The following is a 17071-nucleotide window of genomic DNA, read 5'->3' as shown; positions in this document are numbered from 1 at the left end:
CTAAGGTGATTTTTTATTTTTAGAACGTATGAAATGTATAAAAATGTACATGAAGTTTGAAGTAAAAGAGAATTTATCAAACTGACAGAAATATCCTTAACAATAAGAGGTAAAAAAGGTAAATGATGTTGAAAGATATTAATGATATGGTATAATGTTTGAAAATAAACAAAACACTATGAATAAGAGTAGTAAGGAGCAGAAGTTGTTCAGAGAGCTATCGTTTGCTGAGAAGGTAGTCAATAAAACTCCTGAAGTCGCTTATGAGTGGTTAGACTGAAATTGAGTAGGTCTAAACGGATAAATTTCGTTAACATGTCATAAGAAAATTTGTTGTTTTCTGGCAAATTAACTAGAGTGGTACCACGTTGGGTTAAGCCTATCGTCTCTATAGAGACGATAGGCTTTTTATATTTATAAAAGGAGGGTGACTCAGCTTTACACATTTATTTAGATGGTATTTTAAAACTTAAATTGGAGGGTATTTTATGAAATATAATAAATTAAAAAATACAATTCTTACTGACAGATTGTATTTGAGACTTTTTGAAAAAAGTGATGCAGAATCCGTTCAAGCATTATGTAATAATTTTAATATTTGTAGATTATCATATTAAGTCGAACGAAAGATAAATAAAAAATAGCTCAATCGGGTACACATTAGTTAACGCCAATCAACTAATAAAGGAGTGCTCCCGATGAGCTATACACACATTTTACCATGGGAACGTGTTTTAATCGAAGAATATAGACTGGTTAATAAATCTATTTCCTATATCGCAAAACAACTAAAAAGAAGCAAAAGCACGATTAAATACGAATTGGACCGTGTCTGCCCTTACAATGCACTTCAAGCGCAAATGGATTATGAAAATAAGCGTGAAAACTGTGGTTGTAAGCCCATGGTTGATTTAGATGATATCAAGTATATTCTTGTCCATTTAAAGAAAGGCTGGTCGCCTGAAATGATTGTTGGACGATATGAAAAAGAACACAAAAAACCATTCGCTATAAGCGTTTCAAGTATTTACCGATACGCAGCAGCAGGACTATTCCAATTGTCTCAAAAGCTCCTCATCCGTAAAGGAAAGAAACTGAAAAACAACCAAGAAGAAACACGTGGAAAAATGCCACAGTTGAAAAAAATTCATGCACGACAGGCTCCACGAAGCGAAATAGGACACTGGGAAGTAGACACAATAATTGGTAAAGGTCACAAAAGCCAGATTCTCACACTTACAGAACGTATGAGCAGATTTACAATCGTTCAAAAATTAGCATCTAAAACTGCCTACGAAACAGCTAAAGAAATTATATCTCTTCTGAAAAACCTCCCCAAAAAACTAGTGAAATCAATAACAGCCGATAGGGGAAAGGAATTTCACATGTGGATCGAAATTGAAAAAGGACTGGAAATCCCATTCTACTTTTCAGATCCTGGCGTCCCAGGTCAACGTGGAACTAATGAAAATACAAATGGTCGAATCCGACGCACATATCCAAAAGGAACCGACTTTAACAAGTTAACTCGAAATGAAATCATGACGTTTCTTTTGAATTTCAATCAAGTACCTAGAAAAGTTCTTAATTTCAATACGCCTTTTGAGATATTCATGAGTTATCTGCCATGTTCGACTTGAATTGACAATTTACATTTTATAAAAGCACACTTTATTTACCATACCCATATTCTTTGAACAACGCCTTAGTATGGATGGAAAACCATAAGGAAAATTTTGATGAAGATCGTTCATATGAATTCGCTATTACAGATAGATTAAGTGGAGATTTGTACGGTGCTATTTCATTATCTAATAATCAAAAGTTTAATAATGGAGAAATGGCCTATTGGATTGGAGAAGAATACTGGGGAAAGGGATACGGTACAGAAGCTGCAAAGGCAATAGTAGAATTTGCATTTGAGGAAAAAAAATTGCATAAAGTTTTCGCACGTTATTTCAAGTCAAACATAGCTTCCGGGAGAATTATGCAAAAAGTTGGAATGGTACAAGAGGGCTTATTGAAAGATCAGGTAGTAAAAGATGGTAGATATGAAGACTTATTTTATTATGGATTAATAAACCCTTATGATATTGGAAAAAAAGATAGTATCTAGATTGTCCCTTATAGGGAGTTTTGATTTGTTGTACAAAGCTAAACAAGAGCGTTGATCCAAGAAGGATTAACGTTTTTATTTTATTGACCTTATTACTAACGGGGCTGGTTAGTTCAAGAGTTGTTTAACTTGTGTTCAACAATCCGATATTTTACTTTATACGGAAATGTTATATGAAGTAGGAAACTTATTGAAAAATATAATCAATGAATTTCATACATTTGAAGATTTTAGGTCATTTATTGTAAATCCAGATGAGATATTTGTTTTAATTTTAGATAAGAAAAGGGGAATGAATTTTATGTGGGAACAAGGATTAATAGAAACAGAAAGAGGTATCTTTGAGTATTTTACTGCTGGTCAAGGCGATCCATTAGCCATTACACATTTATATATGGCATTTGATAAACGTGGAAATTTATTTGCAACCCCTTTTACCGATTACTATAAAGTTTATTTAATTAATACACGGGGTGCTGGTCATTCGGTAAAAGCTGAAAATAAAGATCAACTTAGCATGAAAGAAGCTATAAAAGATTTAGAAGCAATTCGAACAGCGCTAAAGATTGAAGAATGGGCATTTGCTGGTCATTCAACAGGTGGTATGTTGGCATTGCAATATGCAATAGATTCACCGCAATCTTTAACAAAATTAATTGCAGGTTGTACTGCAGCAAGTAAAGAATATGCTGGACACAAGAATAGCATCTATTGTTCAGAAAATAAGTGTTTTCCACGAATTATTGAGATTATGGAGTTGTTGAACAATCCAAATACAGTACAAGAAGATCGTCAAAAATTAGGATATGAGTGGGCATTAATGTCGTATTATTCTGAGGATAAATTAAAAGAAGCAATTAAGCGCCCGAATAGTGGTCGTACAGTTGGAGAAAATCTAGATTATTTTAGAAAAAAAGAAGTGAAAAATTTTGATCTTCGAAACCAATTAAAGAATGTAAATATACCTAATTACATATTTGCAGGTAGATATGATGTTCAATGTCCTGTTGAATTTGGTATTGAAATAGCAAATCTTATTCCTCAATCGCAATTAATCATTTTTGAGGAATCAAATCATAATCCATTTATTGAGGAAGAAGAGAAGTTTAGAGAGTTTGTAAATTTAACTTTATATGAGTAACAATAATTAAGAAGGTTTATAACAAGTTTGTCCAATCGATTCCAGGAATCGGAGAAAAAATCGCAGCCACGATACTCTCTGAGATTGGTGAAATTGACCGTTTAGTCATCCGAAAAAACTGGTTGCCTTTGCAGGAATACATTGGATTTATGCTTTATTAAATAGAAAAGAAACTTTCCAGGAAATAGCGTAATTAACGGTTACAAGTAATGAATATAAAACCTTCCAAAAGGTTTTTGGAGGGCTATTTGACATGCTCAAAATTATATAACATAAGATTTATTAGAATTATAGAGGAAAATATTGACATCCTATTAGCTGGTTTAGTACAAGAAGGATTACGCTCTATTTTATTGAACTTGTTGTACAACGGGGCAGAAGAGTTCAGATACACCGCTCAGTTAGCCGACATCAGGCAAAATAGTGTATAGGCAGTAACCTATTTTTTTTACACGAATATCTTATTGTTAAATTCACTTTACGGAGGAAAAGACATGGGATACTTTGTTAATGTAGAACCAGGAGTAAATTTATATGTGGAAGATATAAATCCCGAGGGCAGCAAGACCATAGTTTTTATACATGGTTGGCCGTTAAGCCATAAACAGTTTGAGTATCAATTTGATTTTCTTCCTGAAAAGGGATATCGCTGTATAGGAATTGATTGGAGAGGTTTCGGTAATTCGGATAAGCCAATGAATGGCTACAATTATAATAGATTGGCGGATGATATCCGTACTGTAGTTGGTGTACTTGATTTAAACGACTTTACACTCGTTGGTCACTCCACGGGTGGAGCAATCGCGATTCGGTATATGTCCCGGTTCAATGGTTACGGAGTATCTAAACTTGTCCTTATAGATGCTGCAGCTCCTATAGGTTTTACAACAGAGACTGCTAATAAATTTCTTAATGAAACGTTAAATGACCGCCCTAAGATGATACAGGAAGTAACAGACACCTTTTTCTTTCAGTATATAACAGGCCCATTCACTGACTGGTTTTTTCAAATGGGATTACAGGCAGCTGGTTGGTCAACCGCGGCAATCATAGTTCTACTTAGAGATGAGAAACTAGATACTGATCTTCAAAAAATATCTGCCCCTACTTTAATTGTTCATGGCATTCACGACAAAGTGATTCCATTTGCACAAGCTCAGGAACTAAATCAAAAAATTAGAAACTCGCAGCTTGTCCCTTTTCAATACAGTGGCCATGGCCCTTTCTGGGAAGAACGAGATAAGTTTAACCAGCTTATGACACAATTTATTGGCTTATAGTTCCTCCTTAGCTCTAACGGAGAAGCCATATTGAACTGCAACCTGAGAGCTAGACACTTCTGAAAAAGAGTGGCTGTTCTCCGGGTTTTTGTGTTTCAATGAAAAAATTAAAGTATTACAAGTTCTTGTCCTGAGCTAAGGATAAGAACTATCTAATTACTAAATGACCAGTATTTTTCATCATTAAGCAGTAAACTTTAGCGGTAAAGGACTGTAGGGGACAGGTTTAACTTTTATTCAACTAAAAGGCAGCATTCTTGTTTGAAAGATGTTCAGGGTCTTGAAAGAAAAAGAGCCCTCTAGTATGATGCTGAGTGTCAACGACCATTGACCCAACATATACAAGGAGGACTCCTAAATGCATTCTAAAATGAATTACAAAATTAATCAAGTGACTGATAATACACTTGTCGTTGATATAGACATCGCGAAGTGATGAAAATAGTTGATACTTCAATGTTTGTAGAGGGAGTTTAGTTCAATAAGGGTATGCAGGGAATTCAATTAACAAGGGAGAATATTACTCGTGGAGAAAATAGGAAATGGAGAATTAGACGATGATTATGCAGGATGTATTAAAGCAGATTATTAAAGATGATATAACTCCTTTATTTAAGGCTAAAGGTTTTAAAAAGAAAGGAAATAATTTCGTAAAGATATTCTCGGATTTTGCTTGGACTGTAAATATCCAATCTTCTAAGTGGAATACGAAAGAAGATGTTGAGTTTACTTTTAATACTGGAATTTTTACTGATAAATTGTTTGGACCATTTTATAAAGAGTCACCACCAAAATTTCCAACAGAAGTTAATTCCGTTCTTAGACTTCGTATTTCTGAGTTAAAAGATGAACCAGGTACTTGGTATAAAATTGGTCTCTCAAGCGATTTAGATGAAGTTAAAAGAGAAGTCCAAAGTGATTTACAAAATGTGATTTTTCCACACTTTGATAAATTCCAAACAATTGAAGATGTAATCCAAGGGATGAAAAGAAAAGAAGAACAGGGCTGGTACGAATGCCCTCACTTCCTAACAATTCTATATAAAACATATGGTTATAATAATGAAGCCCAAAATAGAATAAATAAAGAATATACTGAATCCGAATTGGATTCGCAAAAAGAATTTACCAAAGAACTCGCTGAATATTTAGGGTTAATGATAAAGTGATTTCACCAAATGGGAATTATCGTTAATCTAACGGGAGCTTTAATTGGAGAATCGCATTCCAGAATAATCAATCTAAAAGACCCTAAATTGTCAGCGATTTGGTATGAAGATATACTTGGCTTTAAACCTAATTTACATAGAAGAAGCTGTTGTAATGAAGATTGCAGAACAATCTCAAACAGTAGTTTTGTTGAACTTATTGTACTAACGGGGCAGGATAATCTAATTAAGGATTTATATTTTTATAGTAAAATTAGAATGTTAGGGGATATTAAGTGAAAAGAATAATTGGATTTTTCCTATTTTCATTGTTGATATTACTTTTCTTAAATGGATGTAATTCAAGAGAAGTAGATGAGGATATATTTCAATATAAAGATTCATTTGTAGGTGATAATAGTGCAGTAGGGAATATTGTAACTCTATTGCCTAATAGTGAATATTTCAATGGATTTGAACTTAAAACCAAAGAAGAGCCTTATGGAATAATTTTAAATTATAAAGGTATAGGTGAAGATGAAATAGAAAAAAACTACAAAGAAATGGCAATATACAATGCTACATTTATATTTAAGTTAGTCAAAAATGCTAAGTGGATTACATTTAATTTTGATGACCAAGAGTACAAAATTACAAAACAAGAATTAGAAAATTGGTACGGAAAAGAATTAAGTGAATATATGAGTGAAGAAGACCTAACAAAACTCACACAAAAATATTTGGAAGATGAAAATAAAGTAAATCAGTTCTTTGGAGAATAGCACTTAACGGGTGCTTTACTTGAAAATCATTGAGTTGCCATATGCAGCTCTTTTTCTTGGTTGGGGAGTGGGTTTTCAATGTATAATGGTAGCATTTCCATATTTAGAGAAAGGTGCGGTCGTAATGATGAATACAGAATTGGGTGTTCATCAAATGGAAGGTATTATAGGAGGAATATATAAATCTCTTTTGTCTTCTTAGGGGGGATATGCAGAAGCCTGAAGTTGTGTCGTTCTTCTAGGAAAATATAGACCGCAATAACAGTGCAGTTTATTCTGAAGAGTTTTTATGTCCTCTTGAAATTAAAGCAGCCTTAAGAAGAAAGCAAATGTGGATTGATGATGAAAAATGGTCATAAGTATTAAAAATGCATTTGATTTTCTTAAAGAACTAACGGATGCTTTCGTATGAAGATCATTTATGAGGTTCATCTGTTAGCAATTTGTCTCAAGACATAATCGTTTGACATTATCCATCCCGATTTTCGAAGCCAACTTCGCAATCTTCCATTCCTTCAAATTCGACTGCCAAATAACCATGTTAGGTGTTATTGAACAAGAGTACTTTAGTTGAACAAGGAACTGACATAGGTAGGTACTTTTTTGTTAGTTGAAACTTCTTTATTGTTGTTAATCTGCATTTTCTTGACGATATACCTGAATAAATTGGTATAAAACAAAAGGCTTCTTCTTATCGATGAAGCCTTTTTAGATTTTCAATGTACTGTATACAATGTTAAACTTCTATTCCTGCAATCCCAAACCTGTAACGTTCAAAGCATTAATTAAAAAAAGATACTTTAAATCTTCCGATGCTATTAACGCATTTTGATTGGAAAATGAAAACAAGCAATTAAGAGAACAACTGAAAATAGCTTCCGCTGATGTTTACAAAAAGTTATAGTCAATACTAGAACGTTGTTTCTCCTTCTTCAACAATCGGGCCATTTAATGGAGTAACATTTCTTATGAGATGGATATTTAAATTGTATAGTGAAGAAATGTAATTAAACAACTGGAGTTGAATAAGAAACGTGTTAAAAATAATAAAACATACAAGGCGCTTATAAATTTAACTAGTGTGTTGATCCAAGAAGGATTAATGCGGTTTTTGTGAAAAACAGTTTAAATTTCTATAATGGTTCAAACTACTATTATATGACTTTAACTTGTTAAGATTGCATGATAAACGATTTGAATACTACGGGAAGAAGCGTTTGAAAAAAACAAGAGAAAAATCGGTAAGTTCTCCAGCGCCTACACTATATTCTCCGTTCGCGCCATTTCTATTGCTTCCTCGCGGTTGTTGACGTCGAGCTTCGAGTAGAGATTCGAGCAGTAATTTCGGATCGTTCCCTCCGATAAAAATAGCTTGGCGGCGATCGACTTGTAGCGCAACCCGTTTGACAGATGCTCCAGAATCTCCATCTCGCGTTTCGTAAGCCCGTACGGGTAGTTTTCCTTACTTGAGCCGATCTTCTCCAACTGCTCGCGTTGACGCCTCATCTCTTCGAAAATACGCGTAGCGACCGATTGGTCGATCCAGGTTCCTCCGTTATAAACAAGTTTCAAGGCTTCCTTCATCTCTCGCGGATGAATCGACTTCAGTATGTAGCCTTCCGCCCCCCGCTCCAATGCAGTTGCTGCCTGCAAGGTATCCTCAAAAGTTGACATGAGCACAATCTTCATATCAGGCCATCGTTGTTTCATCTCAAGTAAAGCTTCAAGCCCGTCCATTTCCTGCATGCGAATATCCATTAGCACGATATCCGGCTGCGACCGCTCACAATGTTCTAATGCTTCGCACCCGTCCCCCGCCTTCCCAACGACGGTAAAATCAGCATGCTGATCCAAAAGTTGCTCCAAACTGTCGGTAATGATCGCCTGGTCATCAACAATCAGCAGGCGGATCGTGTCATGTACTGGCTCTGTCTGCAACAGAATATTACATATGACGAAAGTTCCTTGCCCAGACCCGGAATGAACGGACAGCGTGCCTTTAAATAGTTCAAGCCGTTCCTTCACCCCATTGAGCCCGAATCCGAATTGGATTTCTTCCATTCCGATGCCGTTATCTTCGATCTGTAACCGGAGCTGCTGACTATCGAAATGCAGTTGAACGGATATCACGCTCGCCTGGCCGTGCCGAACCGCGTTGGTTAGAGACTCTTGAAGGCAGCGATACAGACAAAATTTTATTTTTTGCATAACGAGAGTCTCATTGCCTATCACACGAAATTTGACCGTTATACCTGTCGACTTCATAAACTTTTCGGTTAATTGCCGCAGCGATTCACTTAACGAATGGCTTAACGGAGTATGAGAAAGCTGGTGCAGATGCTTTCGGATATCATCCAGACTGTACTGGGCAATACCGACAAGCGAATCGATTCTCTCGATCTTCGAATCTGGCACGGACGATCGTAGCGATTCGACGCCAACGATGAGCGAGGTAAGGGCATGGCCAATCGTATCATGCAGCTCATGTGAAAGCCGGCTACGCTCCTCTATCAGTGTAAGCTCCTCAATCCGCTTAATATGCTGCTCCAGCAACAACTTCTGCTCTTGAATAATTCGGGCTTGCTTATGGGACTGAATTAAGATATTAAACGCGATGCCGATGGCAAAACCAAGGCTGCAGCTAACGATAAACTCATACGGGAGACGATCAGCGATCCAACCGTTCAATGCAGGGAATACGATTCCACAGAGGACACCTGTCCACATATAGGTTTTTCGACTGCTCTCCAAGCCGATAATCATCACGAGTAAAACAAAAGACCAAAGCAATCCCGGCGCTGCGTAGGCTAAATAAAGATGAAAAAAGCCCGCTGCCGTGACATCGACTGCAAGATACCCGTCTTCTTTCCTATAGCGGACGATTAATGGAACGAGGTAAACGATAAAAGCAAGAGAAAGAACAATCCAAAGCGGCGCATCGATTAATGACGGATTGATAAAATCAGCACTTGCGATTATGACCAGCCAAAGTGTTCGTATGGCCACAAATATCCAATCATACCAGTACCATTTTTTCATTATGGAGAACACGGATTATGAACACCTACTTGTATTTTTTTTTAAACCAATTGCCGAATGATTCAGAGCAATCATGCACCATAACTTCTCGATCCGTCAAGCGAATGAAGGGGGAGTGGTTAGTACGTCATATATGACAGTTGACAGTTTGTCATGCGTTATAAGTGACAGGTCCAAATAAGATGTCATCAAAAGCTTAGCGGTTTTATCACTGTTCGATTTTATAATTACGGAGGTAAGATGAGGGGGTAAATCAGAACAACATTCTTAATAATAGGAGCGATGCATTATGAAATCATTCACCATTCAAAAAGGAGTTGCACTTACTTTAACAGCTATATTGGCGGGTCCACTGGCTTTCCATGCTTATGGAACTGTCCACGCAAAAGATCAGACGGCAACCTATCAAGCTATCGATAAAGTTGGCAATAACGAGAAAGAAAAGAAAAGAAAGCATAGGGAAGAAGTCAAACGCGTCATGGATCAAGTAGTTACCACCAAAGGAGTCCCAAGTGTCATAGCGGGCGGGCTACAGGACGGGAAAACCTGGTCTTACGCTACAGGTACAGCAAGTTACGAAGTACCACGCCCGGTGGAGTCCGATTTCTCATTCCGTATTGGAAGCATTTCGAAGACGTTCACCGCCTCTGTTGTATTGCAGTTGGCTGACGAGAAAAAATTGAGTCTGGATGATTCGGTTGAAAAATGGTTGCCAGGGGTCATAAAAGGTAAAGGGTATGACGGCAATAAAATTACGATTCGTCAGTTATTGAATCATACAAGTGGTCTTGCTAGCTATACAGATTTGGATTTCCGAGATATTACTTTGCCTCAAAATCCATACCGTTACTATTCCGTCGATGAGCTTATCGGCATGGGACTTTCAAAGCCGCCTGTATTTGCGCCAGGGAAGGGCTGGAACTATTCCAACATGAATACTGTACTAGCCGGTCAAATTATTCAGAAGGTAACAGGAGAAACGTATGCGGAGCAGATCAGGAAACGTTTCATCATACCTCTTGGGATGACAGGAACATTTGTGATGGGAAATAGTCACGAAATTCCGGGTAAGCATGCCACAGGATATAATATGGACAGATCGGGTCATTTGTATGATTTTACAGAAATGAATCAATCATGGGCAAATGCAGCCGGAGATATAGTCTCAACAACCATAGATTTGACTACCTTCTTCAGTGCGCTGTTGGGCGGGGAGCTTCTATCTCAAGAGATGATGGACCAGATGCACACAACAGTAGATGGACCTTTTGGTAAAGTCGGACTAGGAATTTATGAATTTAAAACAGCAGACGGGCAATCCTACTGGGGGCATGCCGGCGGTACTTTCGGATATGAATCGAGAGCCTTTGGATCTCTAGACGGGAAGCATATTTTGGTAACGGCCATCAACGCGGTAGGCCCGGTAGTGTCGCCGGCTCACGATAAAATAATCAATAAGGAGTTTGGCCGTTAAGTTTAAAGCCGACATCGCTCCCTTTATTTGAGAGCGATGTCGGTTTTCTTGCTGAGATTGCAGTCTCTTCATGTAAGGGTTACTGCCAACATTTCGGGGATCTTGTAAAGTAAGCAAATTTAACCTTAAAAAAGCCGTTAAGGAATCAACCTTTTATTTTTCTTGTTGTTACAAACGTTAAGTCGAATGGTTCTCAAAAAAACAAATTATATGTTTTTGTACAATTACCAATGAGTAAAAAGAATGTACATTGTGAAAGTAGCTCTTACAAGGAACAGTCATTAAATTATCGTTGTTAATTTTTGATAGCTATTAGATTTCATTAAGATACTTCATTTACTAACAGGTGCGTTCAAAAAAGGCTGATCCATCTGATACAATTGTACGAAGTTTGATATCCAACAATCGGGCGCGATTGTTTTAGAAGGCTTCTTCTTATCGATGAAGCCTTCTTAGATTTTTAATGTACTGTATACAATGTTAAACTTCTATTCCTGCAATCCCAAATCCTCCAGGACCAGAATGAGTAGAGATCATAGCACCGGCTTGAATCCAAGTAATATTTTTGAATCCAGTTTTATTTGCAATTTCATTTACCCGTTGCTTGATATTTTCACTGAGTCCGATTGAGTATATAAAATAAATTTGTTGTCTATCAATGTCATATTGATTTAAATAATCACGCATTAATTTTTCAGCAACAGTGCTCATATTTCCACGATATTTTTTAGTTGAAACAAGCTTTCCTTCTACTAATTCAATGCATGGCTTTATTTTCAACAAAGCACCTCCGAGATAAGCTAAATTACTTACTCGTCCACCTGCTCTTAAAAAATCTAAGCTACCAGGAATGAAAGCAAGCCTGGATTTAGGAACCTTTGATTCGATTTTTTCTATTAAGTGAACAGGATCAATCCTAGGTTCTTTCTCTAGCAAAGAAACAGTATACATCACAACTGCAGTTAATCCACCTGTAACGTTCAAAGCATCAATTAAAAAAAGATCCTTAAAATCTTCCCCTGCTATTAACGCATTTTGAAAGGAAGCAGATGCCTTTGACGTATAACCAATATGAATAATGATACTATCAGGAAAATCCTTTCTAATTTTCTTGAAAAACTCATGATACTCATGGACATTAGTGGCAGATGTAGATGGTATCTTTTTTGTGCAATCATAAAAATCATAAATTTCATTTACGGATAGATGACCATCTAAATAATCCTGACCATCCATGATTACGTGCATCGGTATCACTTGTACATCATGTTTGTCCGCTAAAACTTCCGGCAAATCGGCCCCACTCTCAGTCGATAAAATAATTCTTCTCACTGTACATCTCCTCCAACTTACATTCTATTAGTGCTTAGCTTTAAAATTTACTCTAACTATACATTAAAAATGTGGGGTATATGTTGAAATGGATTAAATTTGTAAAGTAATGGTTTTATTTGACGAACGGGTGCTTTATTTGAAGATCATTGGGTTGCATATGCAGCTCTTTTTTCATTATTGAACTAGCGGGGCAGGTTTGTTTAAAAAATAATGTATAATAAAACCATTGGTAGGGGGACTTTTATGTTAAAAGTAATGTGCTGTATGGAATAGTAATGGTTTTTAAAAGGTGTTACATAATGTAGAACGTAAAACTAGTCAATTAGATTGTACATACTTAGGTGTAATGATTGTATCGTAAAAATATGATTGTGACGAAAGGATATCGAAGAACACTATCCAAAATATAAATTCCACCCAATACGAGAGCTATTTTATATCAAGAAGACTAGGAGATGATGAGATGGGTAAACTTAGTAAAAACTTAATGTTAGGTGTACTTAGTACGGGATTACTATTATCTAGTGTAGTTGTAGTAGGTACTGAATCTACTGTTCAAGCTAGTACTAAAACTAGCACTGTAAAAAGCAAGGCAGTAAGTCAAAAAGCGTATGTTTCGTCCGCAAAGAAAAAATTAAGTGTGTATAAGAAGCGCTTAGCTGAAAATACCGCTAAATATAATGAGTATCATATTATCCGAGAGAATTTAAGACCTGTAATACGTGATTTAGTAGACAAATGGGAAGACGCAGACGACTACGATGAAGATAAATATTATTATTTAGTTCCAGATTATATAAGTTACGAACGATCAAAGTATATATCTAAAATAGGTGATGTAAGGGAAATTAACGATTTAGACGAATACACGCTTAAATATCCGTCTAGAAAGACACTTAATGAATTCAAAAAAGTAGATTCAGAGTTAAGAAAGAAGAAAATAGATAGAAAAAAGGTAGATAGTCTTCTGTACAATATAAAATCGTCATTACCTTCAAGCAGTACATTCCTTAATTATCCGTATAATTTAGTACTGAAAGTTACCTTTGATGCAAAAGAAATGAACTTCTTACATAGTGAGATGTACGGTGGGAACGCTGTAAGAAGTAAAGTAGTAAAGAAGTTCACTCCTCTTGAGTTAAACTATATTAAACTTATTGAAAGTAAACGTGTGGAGCTATCTTCCTTGAATACTCGCTATTTGGAAACAAGGAATTCCATTAAAAATCGTACGGATGAATTAGAGAACTATACAAAATTAAATAAATACGGGGAATACGTTAAAGGACTTGTATATGATACAAGTGTATATAGTAAATTAACTGTAAAACAGAGGGAGAATGTAACTGCCGCACTTGATTGTTATAGAAATACGAGAACTGAATTGATGAATAATGGTATATACAGTGAAGATGATATAAGTAAAAGAAAAGAAGATATGCTAAAAAGGACCGAAGAATACTACGAGGCATACTCAAAAGCCTCTGAAGAGGTAAAAAATACGAACGGTAAGAAGAGCGGTAAGATTGATATATACAACAAAGCAGCTACTGACATGGTGTTCAACATACAACTGGCTAATGATATTTACGGCCATTGGAACGAGGTAACGAGTACACAACCGATTCAAACTATGTCTTCGCTATTGAAAAAAGCAGGAATGGATATGGAAGAATAAAGAGTAGATAAAACCAACCAAAAACCACTAATGCGGAACGAGAGCTGATTTATATTAATAAGGAGATGATACAATGGGGAAATTTAGTAAAAGCGTTTTGTTAGGAGTATTAAGTACAGGAATACTATTATCAAGTGTAGTTGTAGAAAGTCCTAAATCCACAGTTCAAGCTAGTACTAATATAGAAAAAAGCAAAGTAGTAAGTCAAAAAGCGTATATTTCGTCTGTTAACAAAAAAATCAAACTATATAAGAAACGTATAAAAGAAAATGAGGTTAAATATCAAATATTTTATAGTATGCAAAAGGATTTAAAACCTCTGCATAAAGAAGTATTCAGTAAAATACCAAAGGAAGATATAATCAAGGGAGAAAAGTATTACTCTGAACTTACACCGTATGTCAGCTTTGAAAAATCGAAATATTTATATAGAGTAAATAATGTAGGTTCTATTAATAGATACCAATCATTTGCAGATCAAAACAAGAAATACCCGACAAAAAGAGTAACTGATGAATTCAAGATAATAGAGAAGGAACTAAAGAAGAAAAAGGTTAATAGAACAAAAGTAGATAGACATTTGCGCTATGCAAAATCAGCGGTACATTCAGCCTATTCATCCATAAAACTAATGAATACTGCAACTTCACGAACTACCTTTTATATAAAAGAATTGAATTTCTTGCATAGTGAACTGTTTGGTGGAGACGCTAAACGTAGTAATGTAGTAAAGAAATTTACTCCTGCCGAGTTACATTATATTGATTATATTTCTAGAGCCAGCAGAAAACTATCACCGAGCTACGCGAGTAGTATAAAGTCCCTGGATGAATTAGATACCTATACAAAATTGAACAAATACGGTGAATACCTAAACGATATAGTAAACGATGACAACGTATACAGTAAATTAAGTGTAAAACAACGAGATTACGTAAGTTCTGCGCTTAAGCGTTATGAAGGAGCTAGAGATGAACTAATAAAGAATGGTATATACAGTGAGGATGATATAAGTAAAAGAAAAGAAGAAGTATTAAAAAGAATGGAAGATTATTTTGACCGTAATGTTAAAGCGTTCGATGTAGTAGTAAAAACGTACGGTAAGACAAGCGGTAAAATTGATGATTACATCAAATCGTCAACTGACATGACCACGAGTGTAATTATGATGGACGCTACGCGTGACAATTGGCACAAAGCGTTTAGGGAACAAACGATTAAAGATATCTCTTGGTACTTGAAAGAGGTAGGGCTGGATATGGAAGACTGATAGAGGATAAAAATAAACTTAAAAACCACAAAGAATAATAATTTCTCTGTGATTTTTATGATTATTTTACTTGTTAATCCACAGCGTGTGCAACTGTATTTTAATCAAACTTTATTACTAAGTTACAGTAACTTTATAAAAAGATTGATAAAAATCACCTCTTGAGTTTTTCTTAGAGGTGATTTTTTATTGGATATTTATGCTGAAATCAATGTAAAGCTTGTGAAGAAATGTACTTAAACTACCATGAAAATAAACTTCTGTAATTTAGGGGAAAAGGCAATACTTAAGAAGACGCAGCTCATTCGTCTTTAAAAAAGGGGAGAGCGTCTAATTCAATGGAATATTGTAGGTAGATGGAATGGATTAAGATGCTTCAGGTTCTTGTAATGTAACTGTGTATCCTAAACCCTCAAGTCTTCGTAAGGAATGCCGAACAATGGATTGTTGTCTCTTTCTATCAAAGTAGTCTTCACCTAAGTCTACATACATTTCTTTTCGTGTTAATAGGTAGTAAGATATTCGCAACATGGCATGTGCTACTACAATTCCTGCTCGTTTTTTGCCTTTTCGAGCTGCTGTACGCCTATACAGTGCGCCGAGATAGTTTTTAGATCCTCTTACAGAATGAGCTGCTTCTGTTAATGCTGATCTCAGATATTTGTTTCCTTTCTTGGTTTTAGCTGATTTTCTTTTTCCAGCACTTTCGTTATGACCAGGAACTAATCCTGCCCAAGAACACATATGAGCTGCACTAGGAAATTGCTTTTTCACATCAGTACCAATTTCAGATAAAATTTGTTCCGCCATTCTTGTAGCTATTCCAGGAATAGAATCTAGTCGGTCAATATCATCTTGATGTGTGCTTACTCTTTCAGCTACTTCTTGATCTAACATCTCGATTTGCTCAGTTAAAAAGTCTATATGTTTTAAAATAGTCTTTAACATTAAGCGTTGATGAGAATTAATATATCCCCTTAGGGCTAGCTCCAGTTCTTCTTTTTTCTTTTTCATAGTACGTCGAGCGAAGTTTGATAGAATTTCAGGATCTGCTTCGCCGTTGGCGATAGCGTTAAGCATATCTCGTGAAGAAACACCCATGACATCTGAAACAACAGAACCAAGTTTGATATTTGCACCCTCTAATACTTTCTGTATGCGATTATGTTGTCTAGCGCGTTCTTCAATAATACTTCGACGGTATCGAACTAGTTCTCGGAGTTCTCGCTGATTTCTGTCGGGAATATAACTAGCTTTTAAAAGCCCATGACTAAGGAGTTTAGCAATCCATTCTGCGTCCTTCACATCTGTTTTACGTCCAGGGACCGCCTTCATGTGTTGGGCATTCACAACTAGAAACTCAATATCTTCAGCTTCTAATAAATTCACAATAGGTTTCCAGTAAACACTTGTGCTTTCCATGGCAACATGCGTACAGTTATTCTCCTTAATCCAGTCGACCAACTGTATTAAAAAAATAGTTTTAGTTGAAAACGTTTTAATCTCCTTTCCTTCTGGTGTGATAATGCATGCGGTTATATTGTCCTTATGCACATCCATTCCACATGCTCTTTCAATGACAACATCCATTGAAAAACATCCTTTCTACGGCTCTAATTATTATTGGAGGCTGGTGCAACAATCAGAATAGGATTAATCTACCATGTGTGCTTCCCGTAAGGGAGCGACAGTCAGTGGTGCACCGTGGTCGTTGGAGTCAGACTAACGGATGGGCTCTAACGCACCATAGTTCATCGACCTTCCTCTCCCAGCCGTAGAATCAGTATGGACGGTTTTTCACCATTTTC

The 17071-nt window shown here is 36.1% G+C and carries 11 protein-coding genes, 4 pseudogenes and 1 other annotated feature; of the genes and pseudogenes, 12 read left to right on the top strand and 3 right to left on the bottom strand.

The genetic code is table 11. The annotated features are described in order from the left end of the window. Positions 1-169: 169 nt before the first annotated feature. Positions 170-393: a binding site (T-box leader), on the top strand. Between the two features lie 305 nt (positions 394-698). The 9 genes and pseudogenes from ACZLO7_RS15965 to ACZLO7_RS15925 all read left to right on the top strand — a co-directional run. Next, positions 699-1640 carry an IS30 family transposase gene (locus tag ACZLO7_RS15965; RefSeq protein WP_511261353.1) on the top strand — a complete coding sequence of 314 codons (942 nt, stop codon included), beginning with the start codon at positions 699-701 and terminating at the stop codon, positions 1638-1640. Positions 1641-1648: 8 nt separating this feature from the next. Beyond that, positions 1649-2116 (top strand): annotated as a pseudogene (locus ACZLO7_RS15960) (GNAT family N-acetyltransferase); the annotation flags it as partial. A 301-nt stretch (positions 2117-2417) separates the two neighbouring features. Next, a complete protein-coding gene (locus tag ACZLO7_RS15955; RefSeq protein ID WP_464941362.1) occupies positions 2418-3257 on the top strand; it encodes an alpha/beta fold hydrolase in 840 nt (279 codons plus the stop codon). Between the two features lie 23 nt (positions 3258-3280). Continuing rightward, positions 3281-3396 (top strand): annotated as a pseudogene (locus ACZLO7_RS15950) (transposase); the annotation flags it as partial. Positions 3397-3751: 355 nt separating this feature from the next. Then, positions 3752-4537, top strand: coding sequence for an alpha/beta fold hydrolase (locus ACZLO7_RS15945; protein ID WP_464941353.1), 786 nt, complete (start codon positions 3752-3754; stop codon positions 4535-4537). Positions 4538-5094: 557 nt separating this feature from the next. Then, positions 5095-5706: a DUF4304 domain-containing protein gene (locus ACZLO7_RS15940; protein WP_464941354.1), complete on the top strand. Its 612-nt coding sequence runs from the start codon at positions 5095-5097 to the stop codon at positions 5704-5706. Between the two features lie 9 nt (positions 5707-5715). After that, the gene (locus ACZLO7_RS15935) at positions 5716-5985 is read left to right on the top strand and encodes a hypothetical protein (protein WP_464941355.1); all 270 of its coding nucleotides are present in this window, start codon (positions 5716-5718) and stop codon (positions 5983-5985) included. Next, on the top strand, positions 5982-6467 hold the full coding sequence (locus ACZLO7_RS15930; RefSeq protein ID WP_464941356.1) for a DUF4825 domain-containing protein: 486 nt from the start codon (positions 5982-5984) through the stop codon (positions 6465-6467). The genes ACZLO7_RS15935 and ACZLO7_RS15930 overlap by 4 nt, the downstream gene beginning before the upstream one ends. Positions 6468-6522: 55 nt before the next feature. Next, positions 6523-6669 (top strand): annotated as a pseudogene (locus tag ACZLO7_RS15925) (serine hydrolase domain-containing protein); the annotation flags it as partial. A gap of 1055 nt (positions 6670-7724) precedes the next feature. Here the strand turns inward: ACZLO7_RS15925 and ACZLO7_RS15920 are convergent. Further along, entirely contained in the window at positions 7725-9518 is a 1794-nt protein-coding gene (locus tag ACZLO7_RS15920; protein WP_464941357.1) for a response regulator, read from the bottom strand. A 421-nt stretch (positions 9519-9939) separates the two neighbouring features. Between ACZLO7_RS15920 and ACZLO7_RS15915 the strand changes: the two are divergent. Beyond that, positions 9940-10980: pseudogene (locus ACZLO7_RS15915) on the top strand (serine hydrolase domain-containing protein); the annotation flags it as partial. A gap of 480 nt (positions 10981-11460) precedes the next feature. Here the strand turns inward: ACZLO7_RS15915 and ACZLO7_RS15910 are convergent. Then, positions 11461-12312: a DegV family protein gene (locus ACZLO7_RS15910; protein ID WP_464941359.1), complete on the bottom strand. Its 852-nt coding sequence runs from the start codon at positions 12310-12312 to the stop codon at positions 11461-11463. Between the two features lie 466 nt (positions 12313-12778). On the opposite strand from ACZLO7_RS15910, the gene ACZLO7_RS15905 reads away from it, so the two are divergent. Both ACZLO7_RS15905 and ACZLO7_RS15900 read left to right on the top strand, forming a co-directional pair. After that, entirely contained in the window at positions 12779-13993 is a 1215-nt protein-coding gene (locus tag ACZLO7_RS15905) for a hypothetical protein (protein WP_464941360.1), read from the top strand. Between the two features lie 73 nt (positions 13994-14066). After that, complete coding sequence (locus tag ACZLO7_RS15900; protein WP_464941361.1) at positions 14067-15263, top strand: hypothetical protein; 1197 nt, start codon at positions 14067-14069, stop codon at positions 15261-15263. Positions 15264-15629: 366 nt separating this feature from the next. Here ACZLO7_RS15900 and ACZLO7_RS15895 read toward each other — a convergent pair whose 3' ends face one another. Beyond that, positions 15630-16853: an IS110 family RNA-guided transposase gene (locus ACZLO7_RS15895; protein WP_511261352.1), complete on the bottom strand. Its 1224-nt coding sequence runs from the start codon at positions 16851-16853 to the stop codon at positions 15630-15632. Positions 16854-17071 lie beyond the last annotated feature (218 nt).

The sequence above is a fragment of the Viridibacillus sp. d25.2 genome (assembly GCF_055456015.2).
Note: the sequence above shows the minus strand (reverse complement) of the source record. Positions and strands in the feature narration are given on the sequence as shown.

Coding starts and splice junctions, on each gene's coding strand:
- ACZLO7_RS15900 (WP_464941361.1), top strand. CDS start 14,067: ATGGGGAAATTTAGTAAAAGCGTTTTGTTAGGAGTATTAAGTACAGGA.
- ACZLO7_RS15965 (WP_511261353.1), top strand. CDS start 699: ATGAGCTATACACACATTTTACCATGGGAACGTGTTTTAATCGAAGAA.
- ACZLO7_RS15945 (WP_464941353.1), top strand. CDS start 3,752: ATGGGATACTTTGTTAATGTAGAACCAGGAGTAAATTTATATGTGGAA.
- ACZLO7_RS15935 (WP_464941355.1), top strand. CDS start 5,716: ATGGGAATTATCGTTAATCTAACGGGAGCTTTAATTGGAGAATCGCAT.
- ACZLO7_RS15905 (WP_464941360.1), top strand. CDS start 12,779: ATGGGTAAACTTAGTAAAAACTTAATGTTAGGTGTACTTAGTACGGGA.
- ACZLO7_RS15955 (WP_464941362.1), top strand. CDS start 2,418: ATGTGGGAACAAGGATTAATAGAAACAGAAAGAGGTATCTTTGAGTAT.
- ACZLO7_RS15940 (WP_464941354.1), top strand. CDS start 5,095: ATGATTATGCAGGATGTATTAAAGCAGATTATTAAAGATGATATAACT.
- ACZLO7_RS15895 (WP_511261352.1), bottom strand. CDS start 16,853: ATGGATGTTGTCATTGAAAGAGCATGTGGAATGGATGTGCATAAGGAC.